15 protein-coding genes and 2 tRNA genes are annotated in these 17,323 nt (G+C 57.1%); 11 read left to right on the top strand and 6 right to left on the bottom strand.

Features of this window, described 5'->3' with window-relative positions:
- The 3 genes from truB (at position 1) to pnp (ending at position 3,551) form a co-directional block, all read left to right on the top strand.
- Complete coding sequence (gene truB / locus RCI20_RS14270; RefSeq protein WP_306606593.1) at positions 1–906, top strand: tRNA pseudouridine(55) synthase TruB; 906 nt, start codon at positions 1–3, stop codon at positions 904–906.
- 105 nt (positions 907–1,011) lie between these two features.
- Positions 1,012–1,281 carry a 30S ribosomal protein S15 gene (rpsO, locus tag RCI20_RS14265; protein WP_306606592.1) on the top strand — a complete coding sequence of 90 codons (270 nt, stop codon included), beginning with the start codon at positions 1,012–1,014 and terminating at the stop codon, positions 1,279–1,281.
- A gap of 143 nt (positions 1,282–1,424) precedes the next feature.
- Complete coding sequence (gene pnp / locus RCI20_RS14260; protein ID WP_306606591.1) at positions 1,425–3,551, top strand: polyribonucleotide nucleotidyltransferase; 2,127 nt, start codon at positions 1,425–1,427, stop codon at positions 3,549–3,551.
- 98 nt (positions 3,552–3,649) lie between these two features.
- On the opposite strand, the gene dksA is transcribed toward pnp, so the two are convergent.
- Complete coding sequence (gene dksA, locus RCI20_RS14255; protein ID WP_306606590.1) at positions 3,650–4,078, bottom strand: RNA polymerase-binding protein DksA; 429 nt, start codon at positions 4,076–4,078, stop codon at positions 3,650–3,652.
- Positions 4,079–4,245: 167 nt separating this feature from the next.
- Here dksA and RCI20_RS14250 point away from each other — a divergent pair.
- Together RCI20_RS14250 and RCI20_RS14245 are read left to right on the top strand one after the other, a co-directional pair.
- Positions 4,246–4,322, top strand: a tRNA-Pro gene (locus RCI20_RS14250).
- A gap of 34 nt (positions 4,323–4,356) precedes the next feature.
- Positions 4,357–4,433, top strand: a tRNA-Arg gene (locus tag RCI20_RS14245).
- Between the two features lie 59 nt (positions 4,434–4,492).
- Here RCI20_RS14245 and RCI20_RS14240 read toward each other — a convergent pair.
- A complete protein-coding gene (locus RCI20_RS14240) occupies positions 4,493–5,227 on the bottom strand; it encodes a hypothetical protein (RefSeq protein WP_306606589.1) in 735 nt (244 codons plus the stop codon).
- Positions 5,228–5,340: 113 nt separating this feature from the next.
- Between RCI20_RS14240 and galE the strand changes: the two genes are divergently transcribed.
- Positions 5,341–6,348, top strand: a complete 1,008-nt coding sequence (gene galE, locus RCI20_RS14235; protein ID WP_306606587.1) for a UDP-glucose 4-epimerase GalE — start codon at positions 5,341–5,343, stop codon at positions 6,346–6,348.
- Positions 6,349–6,378: 30 nt separating this feature from the next.
- Here galE and RCI20_RS14230 read toward each other — a convergent pair whose 3' ends face one another.
- Complete coding sequence (locus tag RCI20_RS14230) at positions 6,379–6,750, bottom strand: Mth938-like domain-containing protein (protein ID WP_306606585.1); 372 nt, start codon at positions 6,748–6,750, stop codon at positions 6,379–6,381.
- Positions 6,751–6,845: 95 nt separating this feature from the next.
- On the opposite strand from RCI20_RS14230, the gene RCI20_RS14225 reads away from it, so the two are divergent.
- Positions 6,846–8,093, top strand: a complete 1,248-nt coding sequence (locus tag RCI20_RS14225) for a pyridoxal phosphate-dependent aminotransferase (protein WP_306606583.1) — start codon at positions 6,846–6,848, stop codon at positions 8,091–8,093.
- A gap of 2 nt (positions 8,094–8,095) precedes the next feature.
- Positions 8,096–9,406: a homoserine dehydrogenase gene (locus RCI20_RS14220; RefSeq protein ID WP_306606581.1), complete on the top strand. Its 1,311-nt coding sequence runs from the start codon at positions 8,096–8,098 to the stop codon at positions 9,404–9,406.
- Positions 9,407–9,506: 100 nt separating this feature from the next.
- On the opposite strand, the gene RCI20_RS14215 is transcribed toward RCI20_RS14220, so the two are convergent.
- Positions 9,507–11,474, bottom strand: coding sequence for an AsmA family protein (locus RCI20_RS14215; protein ID WP_306606579.1), 1,968 nt, complete (start codon positions 11,472–11,474; stop codon positions 9,507–9,509).
- 227 nt (positions 11,475–11,701) lie between these two features.
- Here RCI20_RS14215 and RCI20_RS14210 point away from each other — a divergent pair, with 227 nt between their 5' ends.
- Positions 11,702–11,887, top strand: a complete 186-nt coding sequence (locus RCI20_RS14210) for a DUF3096 domain-containing protein (RefSeq protein WP_306606577.1) — start codon at positions 11,702–11,704, stop codon at positions 11,885–11,887.
- A 1,357-nt stretch (positions 11,888–13,244) separates the two neighbouring features.
- On the top strand, positions 13,245–15,059 hold the full coding sequence (locus tag RCI20_RS14205) for a DNA translocase FtsK (protein WP_306606575.1): 1,815 nt from the start codon (positions 13,245–13,247) through the stop codon (positions 15,057–15,059).
- A gap of 210 nt (positions 15,060–15,269) precedes the next feature.
- Here RCI20_RS14205 and RCI20_RS14200 read toward each other — a convergent pair whose 3' ends face one another.
- Both RCI20_RS14200 and RCI20_RS14195 read right to left on the bottom strand, forming a co-directional pair.
- Positions 15,270–15,953, bottom strand: a complete 684-nt coding sequence (locus RCI20_RS14200) for an alpha/beta fold hydrolase (protein ID WP_306606573.1) — start codon at positions 15,951–15,953, stop codon at positions 15,270–15,272.
- Between the two features lie 386 nt (positions 15,954–16,339).
- Complete coding sequence (locus RCI20_RS14195) at positions 16,340–16,891, bottom strand: hypothetical protein (RefSeq protein WP_306606571.1); 552 nt, start codon at positions 16,889–16,891, stop codon at positions 16,340–16,342.
- A 226-nt stretch (positions 16,892–17,117) separates the two neighbouring features.
- On the opposite strand from RCI20_RS14195, the gene RCI20_RS17755 reads away from it, so the two are divergent.
- A partial coding sequence (locus RCI20_RS17755) for a transposase (protein WP_373691528.1) occupies positions 17,118–17,323 on the top strand: 206 nt, incomplete at its 3' end.

Genomic DNA, 17,323 nt, shown 5'->3' with positions numbered 1-17,323 from the left:
ATGGAGCCTCGCGTCAAGAAGACCTGGAAACAGGTCGATGGTGTTCTGCTGCTGGACAAGTCCTTCGGCATGACGTCGAACGATGCGCTGCAGAAGGCGCGGCGGCTCTTTTCAGCGGCCAAGGGCGGCCATACCGGGACGCTCGATCCCATGGCAACCGGCTTGCTGCCACTTTGTTTTGGTGAAGCGACCAAGTTTTCCGCCGATCTGCTCGATGCCGATAAAACCTACGAAGCCGAACTGCTGCTCGGGGTAACGACCGACTCCGGCGATGCTGATGGCGTGGTGACCGCCACTGCTGCGGTCAACGTCGTGGAAAGCGACATTTTGCGTGTGCTGCCGCATTTCACTGGGCCGATCATGCAGGTTCCACCGATGCATTCGGCCTTGAAGCGCGATGGTCGTCCGCTTTACGAACTGGCACGTCAAGGCATCGTGGTCGAGCGGGAAGCGCGTGCCGTAACCATCCATGAAATTCGTCTGCTCGAGTTTTCCGGCGAAAAAATTCGTCTTTCGGTCAGTTGCAGCAAGGGCACCTATATTCGCGTGCTGGCCGAGGATATCGGCGCAATGCTCGGTTGTGGCGCGCATCTGACTGCCTTGCGGCGTACGCGGGTCGGGGATTTGACCCTGGACGGTGCCATGACGCTGGCGCAAATCGACGCCGTTGAAGAAAGCGCCCGCATTTCTTGTCTGCAGCCGGTCGATGCCTTGCTGCAGAGTTTGCCGCGTTTCACGGTATCCGGCGAGGCAGAACAACGTTTCCGGCATGGTAATCCCGTTGAATTGCCGGCCGGTTTGTCCGGCAAGATTCGCGTGTATGCGGGTGATTTGCTGATCGGTGTTGGCGAGCCGGGGCAGGGCGGGCGTTTATGGCCGAAAAGACTGGTGCAGTTGGCAGTCTGAACTGTTATAATCCGCCGCTTCCGTTTTTGACGGAAAATATTCAATCAACAGGCGTTCGCTCTATCAAACCGGGGCTGCGTCGTTTTAATGAAAGAGGGTTTTGAAATGGCCGTTACTACCGAACAAAAGGCAGCGCTTGTTGCCGAATACGCACAATCCAAGGGCGATACCGGTTCTCCGGAAGTCCAGGTTGCACTGCTGACCGCACGCATTGTCGATCTGATGCCCCACTTCAAGGAACACAGCAAGGATCACCACTCCCGTCGTGGTCTGCTGCACCTCGTTTCGCAGCGTCGCAAGCTGCTGGACTACCTGAAGGGTAAGAATGTTGAGCGTTACCGCACCCTGATTACCAAGCTTGGTCTGCGTAAGTAAGCGCAGCTGAAGCCACGAAAGAGCGGCCCGGAAAACTCCCGGCCGCTTTTTTGTTTTTGTCGTACTGTTGTTTTGTTCTTTGCTGTTGATGTTGTTAAGTTGTTGTTATTGTTGATTAATGTGATGAGAGTGAAAGGAAGTCAATGTTTAATTTCGTGAAAAAAACCTTCGCCTACGGTGCCCATCAGGTCACTATCGAAACCGGCGAAATCGCTCGCCAGGCCGGCGGTGCCGTCCTCGTCTCCATGGAAGAAACCGTGGTTCTGGTCACCGTTGTGGCCGCCAAGAATGCCAAGCCCGGTCAGGATTTCTTTCCGCTGACCGTCGATTACCAGGAAAAAGTTTACGCTGCCGGCCGTATCCCCGGTGGTTTCTTCAAGCGCGAAGGCCGTCCTTCCGAAAAGGAAACGCTGACCTGCCGCCTGATCGATCGCCCGATCCGCCCGCTGTTCCCGGATGGTTTCTACAATGAAGTCCAGGTCATCGCCACGGTGATGTCGCTGAATCCGGAAGTCGATTCCGACATTCCGGCCCTGATTGGCGCTTCGGCCGCCCTGGCCATCTCCGGCGTGCCGTTCAACGGCCCGATCGGCGCGGCCCGTGTCGGCTACATCGACGGCCAGTATGTCCTGTGCCCGACCCTGAGCCAGCTCAAGACCAGCCAGCTCGACCTCGTCGTTGCCGGTACCGAAGCTGCCGTGCTGATGGTTGAATCCGAAGCCGACCAGTTGCCGGAAGACGTCATGCTCGGCGCCGTCGTGTTCGGTCACACCGAAATGCAGAAGGCGATCAACGCCATCAACGAACTAGTTGAAGAAGCCGGCAAGCCGGAATGGGACTGGCAGGCGCCAGCCCAGGACGAAGCTCTGGTTGCCCGCATCAAGGAAGTTGCCGGCGCCAAGCTGGAAGAAGCCTACAACATCACCGTCAAGCAGACGCGCAGCCAGGCCGTCAAGGAAATCCGCGCCGAAGTCGTTGCCGCGCTGTGTGCCGGCGAAGGTGCGCCGGATGAGAATACCGTCGGCAACTTGTTCCACGAACTCGAAGCCAGTATTGTGCGTGGTCGCATCCTGAGCGGTGCACCGCGTATCGACGGACGCAATACCCGTACCGTACGTCCGATCACCATGCGTTCCGGCGTCCTGCCGCGCACCCACGGTTCGGCCCTGTTCACCCGTGGCGAAACCCAGGCGCTGGCTGTTGCCACGCTCGGTACCAACCGCGACGAGCAGATCATCGATGCACTGGCCGGTGAATACCGTGACCGCTTCATGCTGCACTACAACATGCCCCCGTACGCCACCGGCGAATGCGGTCGCGTCGGTACGCCGAAGCGTCGCGAAGTCGGTCACGGTCGTCTGGCCAAGCGCGCGCTGCTGGCGGTGCTGCCGAAGCCGGAAGACTTCTCGTACTCGATGCGCCTGGTTTCGGAAATCACCGAATCCAACGGTTCCTCGTCGATGGCTTCCGTTTGCGGCGGCTGTCTGGCGCTGCTCGACGCCGGCGTGCCGCTGAAGGCGCACGTTGCCGGCATCGCCATGGGCCTGATCAAGGACGGCAACCGCTTCGCCGTGCTCACCGATATCCTCGGCGACGAAGATCACCTCGGTGACATGGACTTCAAGGTAGCGGGCACCACCGCTGGTATCACTGCACTGCAGATGGATATCAAGATCCAGGGCATCACCAAGGAAATCATGCAGGTGGCACTGGCGCAAGCCCAGGAAGCCCGTCTGCACATCCTGAACCTGATGCAGGAAGCCGCTGCCGGCCCGCGTGAAGAAATGTCGGCCTACGCCCCGCGTCTGTACACCTTCAAGATCAATCCGGAAAAGATCCGTGACGTGATCGGCAAGGGCGGTGCCGTCATCCGTGCGCTGACCGAAGAAACCGGCACCACGATCGACATCCAGGACGACGGCACGATCACCATCGCCGCCACCAGCGGCGAAGCTGCTGCTGCCGCCCGTTCGCGCATCGACGCGATCACGGCGGAAGTCGAGATCGGCAAGATCTACGAAGGCACCGTGCTGAAGATTCTTGATTTCGGCGCTATCGTTTCCGTGTTGCCGGGCAAGGATGGTCTGCTGCACATCTCGCAGATCGCCCAGGAACGTGTCAACAAGGTCGAGGACTACGTCAAGGAAGGCCAGGTTGTGCGCGTCAAGGTTCTCGAAACCGACGACCGCGGCCGCGTCAAGCTGTCGATGAAGGCCGTTGCTGCAGAAGAGGGCGCAGCCCCGGCAGAAGCTGCGGCACAAGCCGAGTAATTCATCGGCCTGATCCTGTAAGCGCAAAGGGCACCGTGAGGTGCCCTTTGTTTTTGCGCTCAACGCGTTGTTGACCGCAATATTTGCCAAGGCTTGCCTTATTTGGCCATCTGCTTTTCTTTCAGTTCATCAAGTGTCTTGCAGTCGATACACAGCGTGGCGGTTGGGCGGGCTTCCAGACGCTTGATGCCGATTTCAACCCCGCACTTGTCACAGAAGCCGTAGTCACCTTCGTCGATCCGCGTCAGCGTTTCTTCTATTTTTTTGATCAGCTTGCGTTCCCGGTCACGGTTGCGCAATTCAATGGCGATATCGGTTTCCTGGCTGGCTCGATCATTCGGGTCGGCGAAGACAGTGGCTTCATCCTGCATGGTGTGAACTGTGCGGTCGATATCTTCACTCAGATCCTTCTTGACCGTTTCCAGGATTTTTCGGAAATGGGCGAGCTGTTTGTTGCTCATGTACTCCTCACCAGCCTTCGGCTCGTAAGGTGTGAAATGTTGTTTGTGGAGCAGTGCTTCTGCCATTTTGTGAGCGCGTCCTGTAACCAAAAGTCGATTAAATATCAGAAAGCGGGAGCGCAGGCAAGGAATAGGCATGTTGCAGCGCAATGTAAAAAATCGCTTTTACATGGAAGAATTCTGCAATGGTGCTGGTATTTTGCCGAAGGTCCTGCTATAGTGCGCGTCTTCGTCGGGGCGTAGCGCAGTCTGGTAGCGCATCTGCTTTGGGAGCAGAGGGTCGTGAGTTCGAATCCCACCGCCCCGACCATTTCCCTCTCGTGTCACGTCTTGTGCCAAATCTCGTGCCCGTAGCTCAACTGGATAGAGCAATTGCCTTCTAAGCAATAGGTCGGGGGTTCGAGTCCCTCCGGGCACGCCATCCAGTCTATAAAATCCATGATTTTCGCAACGATTTCCTTCGTTGTGACTATGTATTGTTTAGCGTCGGCTGGCCGATATCCTTTGTTTGATCGCCCCGTCACAACTTGATGCAACGCGTGCGTATTCTTCCGGGCTGTCGATCAGGCGCTGTTCAATATTGACCCTGTCCAGCATTCGCTTCAGGTAGGGAATCCATCGTTCATCGATTTCGGCCTGCAGTTTTTGGGTAGACGTGCCGGCCGCGCCGCGCCAAGGAGTCGATCTCTCAAAGCGCTGGCGCAGGCTTTCGGTGATTTCCGGCTCGATTTTTTTCGCATGCTCGGTATAAGCCCTGACATGCAGCATTTCGTGCTGCATGATTTCGTTGTGGGCACAGCTGCCTTTCGGGAATTCCTTGCCGACATAGACGGTCATCGGACTAAATCCATATGTCACGCTGAGGCTAATGCTGGCGCACTCCCATTGTTTGTCCGGGGATGTCAGAATTGTGCTTTTCATGTCGAACCGGGTAATGGCCATGCCGCGCGCCAGTCCCAGTACTTCAATATCCTGGCGGGTGTAGCTTGCTCCAAGTCCCTTGAGCACCTTGTAGCTGTATTGCAAGTTCTCCGTTACCGGTGCTTCTTGGCGCTTGATGCTGACGCTGGATGGGGGAAGTTCCGCACAATCCGATGAGATTGCGAGTGCGGGTAGCAGGGCCAGCAGGAACAAGAGAAGGTGGCTTGCTGTTTGGCAAAGCTGGACAAATGCTTGGATTTTCTGCCTGTTTTTTGGGCGGTTGACGAAAATCATAGTCGTATCATGTGCTTACATTGCAGACTCAGGGTGGATTCACAAGTTTATCCACAGATCTCGGGGATAAGCCAAGTAAAATGCCATTGGATAACAGTTTTCAGGGATAAGTAATGATTCTGGTAACAGGTGGTGCAGGTTATATCGGTTCGCATACCATTGTTGAATTGTTGGGCAGGGGTGAGTCACTGTTGGTTCTCGACAATTTGTGCAACAGCAGCCTTAAGGTGCTGGACCGGATCGAGACAATTTCCGGTCAACGGCCGCTTTTCGTTCAGGCGGATATCCGGGACAAGGCAGCATTGCGTTCGGTATTTCGCGATCACCCGATTGATTCGGTCATCCATTTTGCCGGCTTGAAAGCGGTTGGTGAGTCAGTCGAACAGCCGCTGGCTTATTACGACAACAATGTCACGGGCAGTATCAACCTGTTCCAGGTGATGGCCGAGTTCGCCGTCAAGCGGCTGGTTTTCAGTTCGTCAGCCACGGTTTACGGCGATCCGCATACCGTGCCGATTGCGGAGGATTTTCCGCTTAGTGCGACCAATCCTTATGGGCGTTCCAAGCTGATGGTTGAAGACATCCTGCGTGACCTGGGCCGGTCGGCCCCCGATTGGCGGATTGCCATCCTGCGTTATTTCAACCCGGTAGGTGCACACGCAAGTGGGCTGATCGGCGAGAGTCCGAATGGCGTGCCCAACAACCTGATGCCTTTCGTTTCCCAGGTAGCCGTGGGCCAGCGGGCTGAACTCTCGGTCTTTGGTAACGACTACCCGACGCCCGATGGGACCGGGGTGCGCGATTACATTCATGTGGTCGATCTGGCCCAGGGGCATCTGGCAGCGCTTGATGCGCTGGCGCGGTCGACCGGTGTTTTGACCGTTAATCTGGGCACAGGCCAGGGTTATAGCGTGCTCGACATGGTGCGTGCCTTCGAGCGGGCCAGCGGCAAAAAAGTCCCATATCGGATCGTCGGGCGCCGGCCGGGTGATATCGCTGCCTGTTACGCCAATCCGGCGCAGGCTGAAGCCTTGCTGGACTGGCGGGCAAAACTGGGTATCGACGACATGTGTGTGGACACCTGGCGCTGGCAGGAAGCCAATCCGGACGGTTTGAACTGAAGCGTCCGGTCGAAAGATCAGGCGAAAAAATCAGTCGAAAAGGAGCGCCGCAGCAACCTTGCGGCCTTCCGAGGCCAGGATGTTGTAGGTTCGGCAGGCGGCCTGCAGGTCCATGATTTCCAGACCGATACCGGCCGGCGCGAATGGGCGCATCAGCGCACCGGCCGGAAAGCGCAGGCGTTTGCCGGTGCCGAGCAGAATGACTTCGACACCCAGCCCGAGCAGTTTCTGCATGTCGGATTCGGTCAAGGTTTCGATATTTTCGGTCGACCACTCTGGAATCAGGTTTTCCGGCAACACGATGAGGTTTTTTTCGTGTTTTAGCTGGTTGACCGCAACATAGTCATCGCCATAAGCGGTGAACAGATTGAGACCGGCGGTGTTGGAAGTATGGAGTTTCACTTTGCGGTGCACCAAACGATAAAGTAGGATTATACCTTTGGCCGAATTCTGGGCCAAAGCGTCCGGACCAAAACGCGCCACACTGGATAATTGCGATGAAGCATGTAAAGAAGTCAGCCAAGCTTGCCAACGTTTGCTACGACATCCGCGGACCCGTACTGCAGATGGCCAAGCAGATGGAAGAAGAGGGCCACAAGATCATCAAGCTGAACATAGGCAATCTTGCCGCGTTCGGCTTCGACTCGCCGGAAGAAATCCAGCAGGACATCATCCGCAACCTGCCGAACGCGGCGGGCTACACGGATTCGAAAGGCATCTTCGCGGCGCGCAAGGCGATCATGCATTACACCCAGCAGAAGCACATCAAGGGTGTCACGCTGGAGGACATCTACGTCGGCAACGGTGTTTCCGAGCTGATCGTCATGGCGATGAATGCGCTGCTCGACGCCGGCGATGAAGTGCTGGTGCCGGCGCCGGATTATCCGCTGTGGACTGCCGCGATCAGCCTGTCCGGCGGCAAGCCGGTGCATTACCTGTGTGACGAGGAAAAAGGCTGGTTGCCGGATCTGAACGATATCCGCAGCAAGATCAACAAGAACACTCGCGCCATCGTCATCATCAACCCGAACAATCCGACCGGCGCGCTGTATCCGGACGACCTGCTGCACGAGATCATCGACATCGCCCGCCAGCATCACCTGATCATTTACGCCGACGAGGTGTACGACAAGGTGTTGTACGAAGGGGCAACGCATACCTCGATTGCCTCGCTGTCGGAAGACGTGCTGACCATCAGTTTCAACGGCCTGTCGAAGAACTACCGTTCCTGCGGCTATCGCGCCGGCTGGATGGTGGTCTCCGGCGACAAGCGCCATGCCAAGGATTACATCGAAGGTCTCGACATGCTGGCCTCGATGCGCCTGTGCGCCAACGCGCCGGGCCAGCATGGCATCCAGACGGCACTGGGTGGCTATCAGAGCATCGACGATCTGGTCGCCGAAGGCGGTCGCCTGCGCCGCCAGCGCGATATCGCCCATGAGCTGATCAATGCCATTCCCGGAGTCACCTGTGTCAAGCCCAAGGCTGCGCTGTACATGTTCCCGAAGCTTGACCCGGTGATTTACCCGATCAAGAACGACCAGGCCTTCATCGCCGAGTTGCTGCAGGAAGAAAAAGTATTGCTGGTCCAGGGCTCCGGCTTCAACTGGCCGCATCCGGATCACTTCCGGCTGGTTTTCCTGCCGCACGAAGACGACCTCAAGGAAGCCGTCGGTCGTCTGGCCCGCTTCCTCGAAAACTATCGCAAACGTCACAACACCAACCATCTCATCAATAAAGACTGAACATGAAACCTATCAATGTTGGCCTTATCGGCATCGGCACCGTCGGCGGTGGCACCTGGACCGTTCTCAAGCGCAACGCGGAAGAAATTACCCGCCGCGCCGGTCGTCCGATTCGCATTACTGCGGTGGCCGACAAGAACGTCGAACTGGCCAGGCAGGTTACCGGTGGCGAAGCCCGCGTGACTGACGATGCCTTCTCGCTGGTCAATGACCCGGAAATCGACATCATCATCGAACTGATCGGTGGTTACGGCGTGGCCAAGGAAGTGGTGATGCAGTCCATCGCCAACGGCAAGCATGTCGTGACGGCCAACAAGGCGCTGCTCGCCGTGCATGGCACCGAAATTTTCACCGCCGCCCAGGACAAGGGCGTCATGGTCGCTTTCGAAGCCGCTGTCGCCGGTGGCATTCCGATCATCAAGTCGCTGCGCGAAGGCCTGACCGCCAACCGTATCGAATGGGCCGCCGGCATCATCAACGGCACGACCAATTTCATCCTGTCCGAAATGCGCGACAAGGGTCTGTCCTTTGACGATGTGCTGAAGGAAGCCCAGCGCCTGGGTTATGCCGAAGCCGATCCGACCTTCGACATCGAAGGCGTTGATGCCGCGCACAAGGCCACGCTGATCGCCTCCATCGCCTACGGCATCCCGGTCCAGTTCGACAAAGCCTATGTTGAGGGCATCACCAAGCTCGAAGCATCCGATATTACGTACGCCGAACAACTCGGCTACCGCATCAAGCTGCTCGGCATCGCCAAGCGCCGCGACAACGGTATCGAACTGCGCGTGCACCCGACGCTGATCCCGGCCAAGCGTCTGCTGGCCAACGTCGAAGGTGCGATGAACGCCGTCATGGTCAAGGGCGATGCCGTCGGTATCACGCTGTATTACGGCAAGGGCGCCGGTGCAGAACCGACTGCTTCCGCCGTGATCGCCGATCTGGTCGACGTGACCCGCCTGGCCACTGCCGATGCCGCACACCGCGTGCCGCACCTGGCCTTCCAGCCGGATGCCATGTCCAACCTGCCGATCCTGCCGATGAGCGAGATCGAAACCGGCTACTACCTGCGTCTGCGCGTTGAAGACAAGCCGGGCGTGCTGGCCGACATCACCCGCATCCTGGCCGACCAGGGCATCTCCATCGATGCCATGCTGCAACGCGAGCCGGAAGAGGGCGAAGGCGAGACCGACATCATCATCCTGACGCACGTCTGCAAGGAAAGCTTTGCCGACGCCGCCATCGCCAAGATCGAAGGCCTGTCGGCACAGAAGGGCAAGGTCAAGCGGATTCGTCTGGAAGAACTGCAGTAAGCCTCACCAAGGCAATTGCATTTTTGGGCCAATTTTGCGTTGACCGCAAAATTGGCCCAAGTTTTATCTGGACTGGTCAGCGATGCTCAGCGACCCGCTTTTACTTGCCGGCGCTGCCTTTCTTCTTTCCCGTATGCGGCAAAGCCCGGGCGTCGCGGACCAGTTGCTGGCAATCGCTGTCGCCGCCAGGGCCGAGATCGATCAGCGGAATCAGTGCCAGTAGCGGATTGACCATGCCGAGGGCTACCGCGCCGATGGTGCGTGCGGCGACGACACCCCGGTCGACACTGACATCGGGTTGAGCAAACGTTCCGCGCACGCGAATCGGGCTACGCACGGCTAGCAGGCTGGTTTTCTTGGTTTTTTGATTGAGCGTCAGATCGAGCTTTTCCTGCGCCAGATCGACGGTGCCGGTGCCGAGTATGGTCGTGACCTCCGTGTCAAAGACCAGTGCCTGGGTATCCATGGTGCCATTCTTGACGTCGAAATCGGCGACGGCACAACGCAGTTTGATCAGTCGGTCACCGGTGACATTGAGTTCGAGTATTTCCCAAAGGTGCAGGCCGGCCTTTTCCATCATCAAGCGGCTGATTTCGCCACGGGCGATGATCAAACCTAGCTTGCCGTTCGACGTGGCCAGCATCCGGCCGACCGAGTTGCCTTTGCCGCTCAGGTCGAACTCACCATTGATCTGGCCGATGCTGCTGTCGCTTAAATCGGCGTTCGGAAACAGCCTGGCGATGAGGATTTTTCTCGCCCGTAGCTTGGCGTGGGCTTCAATCGGGTTTTTGCGTCCATCCAGCGAGATCACTGCCCCCAGCTTGCCACCGGCAATGCCGAAATCAAGTGGATCAAGGGTTAGCACCGAGTCTTTCAGGCTGAGATGGCCTTCGAAATTTTCCAGCGGCAGGGTGTCGACACGCATGTGTGCGGCTTTCAAGCCCACTTCAGCGTCGACGCTGTCCCAGCGATCCGTTTTGAATGGCAAGTCGGGCAGGGCGCGCGCCCGCGTCGGGGTTGGGGCGTCCTTGTCGGCGGGTAGCGCTGCCTGTTTGGCCACTTCCAGGCGTCCGGGTCGGGCGCCGATCAGGGGGCCAAGGTCGGCCAAATCGAGCCGCCGCGCGTTGAGGTTGGCTTTCAGTGCTGGTCGTTTCCCCCCGGTGGTGACTTCTGCTGTGCCGGCAATATCGCTCTTGCCGATGTGGCCGGAGAATTTCTCGTAACGCCAGGTTTGGCCACTGTGCACCATACGTCCTTGCGTCGCATAGGCGCCGGTTTCAGGAAAGGCGATGCCGAGCAGCGGGAAGAGTTGCGCCAGGCTCGCGCCGCGCACCGCGAGATTGAGGTCAAGTGCAGAAAGCTTGAGCAGGCTGGTGATGCTGCCATTGGCCTTGACGAAAGTATGGCCGATGCTGAGTTCGCCTTGCAGCGGGTAGGGCGTGCTTTCGTCGCGCAAGGCCAGAACCGGCCCGCCTTTGCCGTGCAACTTGATCGGCTGCCCTTTGTATTTGCCCTCAGCGGCAATGTTCAGCCCTGAGCCAGTCGGGCCGCCATCCGTGGTGGAGAGTTCGGCACGGATGCTGGTCTTCCGTTCAGCATCGTCATAGCCCAGGGTGCCCTGGTCGAGCATCAGTCGGCCAATCGTGATCCGGGCGTCTTCATCTTTCTGCTCTTGATCGAGCAGCCAGTTCTTGCGCCCGCCAGAGCCTTGCTCAAGAAATATGACCGGACGCCGGAGCCGTAATTCGGGGAAAACGATGTTCTGCCGCAGCAGTGCCGGCAGATCCAGCGCGACTTCAAGCGCCTCGGCAGTAACCATGTACTTTTCGCCAGCCCAGGCCGGATTGGCGAAGCTGACCATGCCGGCGTGCAGGCGTGGTTGCGGCCAGCTGAAATCGACCGTCAGATTGCCGCCAATAAGTAGTTCGCGCCCCGTTTTTTCCTGGGTCATGTGCTCGATTGGCCCGCGCAGCCAGTTCCAGCCAAAGACTGCAATAAAAAGCACTGCCAGTAATATTGACGCCAGCAGCACGCCTGCGATCCATTTGAACTGGCGAGGCAATGTCATGGAAGTCATCAATCCGGCGCAGGCGCCCTTGGCAATTCAGTATTCAGCTCTGTTGAGGTCACGAACTGTTGGCTTGTCGTGTCCACCTGGCTGTTCTGGCGCCCAGCAACAACTCAGCGTTGCTGCAATTCTCGTCTCTTGCCTCGGGGGCTTCTGTTCGCAGGCGCACGGAGCCGGCGTTATTCAAGCGGTATTGTCGACGAGTTGCGTATCGTGGCGCTTACCGCATGCGCGAACAACAATTGAACAGAAAAGGTATCGCAATGAATATCACCCTCAGCCTTGCTCCCCTCGTTTCGTTGGTTGCCGGCATTCTCATTCTGGCCGTGCCGCGCCTGTTGAATTTTATTGTGGCGATCTATCTGATCGTCATTGGTCTGATCGGTATCTTTGGCGGCAACCTCCGCCTTTGAGCCGTCTGGCTGGATACCGGTGTTCAAAGCAAAGAGCGCACGCGTGCTGACTTTTTATTGCCGGTGCCCGGCCTGAAATTACCCCCAATCGGGTGTCGACCGCTGGATTTTCCGTATCAGCCCACGCCAAGCTGAAGTTGAGTTCAGGAGAGGCTCATGGCCCGTTGTGATTGCTGCAGCTCTGCGTCAAATTCATCACCTTCCTCGGTACGCGCTATAGGATAAAATCGCCAATTTTTTGCGGTGTATTGGTCGTCAGCCTTTCTGGTAAAGGTTAACTTTCATCGCCATAGAGAGAGCAGTGAATCCTAAGGACAAGGTAACGCCCCCCCCGGAAGCAAGCGAAGATAGCAACAAGTCTACCGACGATTTGGCAAGCAATCTGAGCAACGTCCTGACTCAGGTTGGGGCGAGCTTTAAACAATTTTTCAAGTCCGGATGCCCGACCAATGAGTTCCTGCCTGCACAAAAGGATCGCATGGCCGCCTGTGAGAATGCAAAAGCGACAGCCGATGCGACATCGCCCAGCACAACGTCTTCTGCACCGGCAGGACCATCCAAGCAAAACACGCCACTGACAGCGGCCAAGTTACGCGAACACCTTGCGGCAGATCACGTCTGGATTCGTCAGAATCTGGAGCAGCACTATCGCGGACGCCTGCTATCGCCGCCACCTGCCTCACCCCCAGAAGCTGAACAGATAGACGAGGGAGAGATTCGGGCTCGCCTGCTCAAGATTCATGGCGGTCGCCTCCCCGGCAGGGCGGGTCGGAATGCTCAGGATGTTACGCGCCTCGGGCAAGACATGGTGTCAGGGCCAGCCATTCCAACTCAGGCCCCTCGGCCAATACGATCAGCAATCGCTGGCCCAGCCAGCGTGATTCCGAAGTCTTTACCCGAGTCCGACGCTGTGCGCTCAGCCACAACCCTCACACGACTTCCACCGGTCACGTCCTCGAAGCCTCGTGCGAGCGTTGTAAAACCTGTTCCTGCTAATTTGCGCAAACCCACGTCTCCTAACGTAACGGTGCCAGACACAGCAGAGGTGAGAGCCAAAACGTTTTCCGAAGCAGAGATAACCATTGCTTCCTCCTCGTGCGTTTCCTCTCCCTCTGCCGCGACCGTCGAAGTGATTGTGTCTCCATCCCTTCCGCTAAAGGTTTCGCCAGCGCCACGTGCTGTCGCTGCGGCGCCTAACAGCGCGGCACTCGTCCCACCAGAGGACCAAGCGTTACGGGAGATAACTTCCACTCCGCCACGCAATGACATCCCGACTGCCAGAATCCAACGCAGCGTGATGGCGCCAAGGAAGCCGATCTCAGCCAGCCTCAGCGCCACTCGTCCGCCCAAGTCGCCGATGCCAGGAATTACGACACCACAGGAAGTCGAAACGGCTTCCTCGACCCAGGCAATATCCTTTTCACCCACGTCGTCAATCCCGGCAAGCATTCAGGTTGAAGCGAAACCCGGCAGCACGGTATCGCAGGCCGAACAGCGATTCGATATTTTCGACGAACCGCTGCAACCCGCGCCGGCAATGGCCCCATCCGCCAAACCGCGAATTGTCATACGGCCAACGATCTCAGTCGCTGCGCCTGCCGATGTCGCCGAGCGCGAAACACCGACTGATGTTGCGCCGCAAGAGCCCGTCGATCTGGTGGCCCATACATCTCCCAAATCCACGGCCTTTGGGTCGCGCAAATGGGAAAGCTATGCGCCACCACTGAATCTGCTGCAAGCGTCGCCGGAATTGCACACCCCGGCCGACCTCGATGCACTGAACCGAAATGGTCGACTGATCGAAGAAAGACTGGCCGATTTTCGCGTCAAGGTGGTGGTCCGTGATGCCTTTGCCGGGCCGGTCATCACGCGCTATGAGGTAGAACCCGCCGTCGGCGTGCGCGGCGCGCAGGTGGTCAATCTGATGAAGGATCTGGCGCGCGCCCTGAGTGTCACGTCGATTCGTGTGGTTGAGACCATTCCCGGGAAAACCTATATGGGCCTGGAGCTGCCCAATGTGCAGCGCCAGACGATTCGACTCTCGGAAGTGCTCAGCACCGATCTCTTCCAGCGGCACCCCTCCAAGCTGGCGATGGCACTGGGCAAAGACATCACGGGCGAACCGGTAGTCGCCGATCTGGCCAAGGCGCCGCATCTGCTGGTTGCTGGGACCACCGGCTCCGGCAAGTCGGTTGGGGTCAATGCGATGATCGCTTCACTGCTCTACCGTGCGACACCTGAAGAAGTGCGTTTCGTCATGATCGACCCGAAGATGCTGGAGCTTTCCGTTTACAACGGTATCCCGCACTTGCTGGCGCCGGTCGTCACCGACATGAAACTCGCAGCCAATGCCTTGCACTGGTGCGTAACCGAAATGGAGCGCCGCTACCGGCTGATGAGCCTGCTCGGCGTGCGCAACTTGGCGGGCTTCAACCAGAAAATCCGTGACGCGGAAGATGCCGGCCGGACGATCTATGATCCCGACCCCTTGCTCCTGGAAAGTCCGCCGCCTCTGTCGACCTTGCCCTTCATTGTGGTCGTAGTCGATGAATTTGCTGACCTCATGATGGTCGCCGGCAAGAAAATCGAGGAGTTGATCGCCCGCCTGGCGCAAAAAGCACGCGCGGCCGGCATCCACTTGATTCTCGCCACGCAGCGCCCCTCCGTGGATGTCATCACCGGTCTGATCAAAGCCAATATCCCGACACGAATCGCCTTCCAGGTCTCCTCCAAGGTCGACAGCCGGACCATCCTCGACCAGATGGGCGCCGAGAGCCTGCTTGGCCAAGGCGACATGCTCTATCTGCCACCGGGGACTGGCTATCCACAACGCGTACACGGTGCCTTCGTTACGGATGACGAGGTGCATGCGCTGGCCGAACATCTGAAACAGTATGGCAGCCCGGATTATCTCGATGCGGTACTCGGCACCCCGGAGGGTAGCGAAGCGGAGACTGCCAGCAACAGTAATGCCGAGGAAAACGATCCGCTTTACGATCAGGCTGTCGCCATCGTCATCGAGTCACGCCGTGCCTCGATCTCGCTTGTCCAGCGACAGTTGCGGATTGGCTACAACCGTGCAGCCCGCTTGGTCGAACGGATGGAAATCGCGGGCATTGTCAGCCCGATGGAATCCAACGGCAGCCGAACCGTGCTCGTACCAAGTCATTGAGGATAGGCAAAAGAGAGGGAATCCCCTCGTCAGGCGGTTACCAGCATCCCGGAAAGCAGAATGCAGCGGTTGATCAGTTCAGAAGCATGAAAAAGCAAAATGGCGCAGATCAAAACTGCGCCATTTCTTTGTCGAAAATCGGGCTGGAAAAGGGTTTTTCTACAGCGTCCGGTGGACCGCTGGTTTATGCCTCGTGTGTTGCATAGACGACTAAGGCAGTCCCTTAATCCACTCACGGACGTCGTTGACAGCCACGTCGGGCGTTCCAGAATGGTCTGCTTCTATGACCAAGTACTTGCTTGCCGGATGGGGTGGGGCAGAATTAAACGCGAAATCTGCGCCGCGCGGGTACAGGGGATCTCTAGTGCCGACTACCCACAATAGCGGAACCGCCTTCTTGAAGCGTGCAGTCGTCGCGGGCATGTTTCCAAGGCTTGTGGGATCGAAGTAACTCAGCAACACCTTCGCGCTCATTCGTACACTTTGCCGTTTTCCCTGATTCAGATCATCCATGCTAAGGGTTTCATCCCCTTTGCCTGTTGCAATCAGTTCTCGCGCACGGTCAACTGCATCCCTACCAATCCCTCTTTCGTACATGAATTCTGGAACATGGCCTGGCGCAAGGGCAATGACGCCATCCACATCTCCGATCTCCGCCATATATGCCAGAGCCGCATTCGCCCCAAAGCTATGACCTGCGAGTAATACGCGCTTGTAACCTTGCGCACGAAACGCACCAACCTGCGCTTTGATCTCAGTCAGTGCGACTGAATATGGCTCGTCATAATTGCGACGCTGTGCCCAAGGCATTTCAATAGATTTGTAGTCACACGTAGGTTCAAGCCTGCTACCAAATGAGCTTATATATTGTGGGTTACCCCATTTGCCATGCATTACTACCACCGCACAGTTCTTCTCTTGGGCGATTGCTTGGCCACAAAGGAGGCTGAGGAAGGCGGAACATATAAGTATCGAAACCCGTGGTCTAGCCATATATAAGCTCCTCAAGAAGATGGTGAATACAATCAAGTTTGAATTTGCACGCCTTCGGTCTGGCTGACGGCAATTGGGTCCGCGCTGCATAACGGAGCTGCAGAAAAATAGTGTTCATGCCTGCATCGTGCCTTGAAGCATATGGAATAACAAGGCTCAAATCTCAAGATGAGCTTGGGAAACGGCGATGGCACGCTACAAAGCAATCGACAGCAGCCCGGCGCCACGCGAGATTGCCCGCTCTGAGAACAACGCGCCAAATGCCTGCGCACGCCCGAGAAGACCGGTCAGGCTTTAACCCCTTTATACGTCCAGCCAGAAGCTTCTAGGTAATCCTCTGACTGAGAGTTTGTGAAATCGATCATCTTGCCCAAAATACTTAATGGATCGGTTCCCCTGGCTTTTTCTGATTCGTACAGAGATCTACGCTGGGTATCTATCAGAGATGCCTGCTTGAAGAAATTGTCTTCATATGCTTTGTTCACAATTTCCCCAGTGCTAGAGAGTTTTCTGACAAAGTCACCCGTACCATCACCAACCCCACGTTGCCCTCTGATGTCATAAAAAATAGTGCTCGATGCGTTAGCCATGTCGTAGGCAATTTTTTCAGCACTGGCTTTGTCTGAACTTGCTGCCCTCAACAAATTCTCTTGTGCTGGTGTTCTCTGCTGTGTAAAAACAGTGTTGCCTTCGATTGCCGCAAGATTTTTTGCAGCATTCGATATGGTTACCTTTTTGGCATAATTTGCCGTGGGCGCTGAGGCTGTTTGCCGTTCAGTTGCCGCTTTGTAGGTTGCTTCGTATGCGGAAGTAATATTTCCAAGGCCCTGGATGATCATTTTCTCTATCTCCTTTAGTACGCCAAAGAGAATAAGCAAAATTCATGCCAAACAATAGCTGGTAACCTAGCTGCTCCAGCTAGGAAAGTGACCCATGTGAGTCAATTTTAAGTTGATGGAAACTGTGTTAGTGGGTCTCTTCTAGACTGTGGTTGACACGGTGAAGTATCTCGACCAGTAAGCCATTCTCTGCGCCTACGCCTAGGGCGTCGTCAGTAGTCGGGGCATCGAGCGGCTGTGCCGCGAACACGTCACCTTCATTGCCCTCAGCGGCGACAGTGCGCCGCACTTCACCACGCTGGCTGCCTTCGTCTCCAGCCTCGACGAGGAAGTCGCCCAGCTCTTCGCTCAGGTGCTTTACCTCTGCGACCGGCAAGGCCTGATCGGCCGCGAGATGTTCGCCATCGACGGCGTCAAACTGCCGAGCAACGC

Source organism: Azonexus sp. (genome assembly GCF_030824335.1).
Lineage (GTDB): Bacteria > Pseudomonadota > Gammaproteobacteria > Burkholderiales > Rhodocyclaceae > Azonexus.
This window is presented reverse-complemented; position numbering and strand designations above follow the sequence as displayed.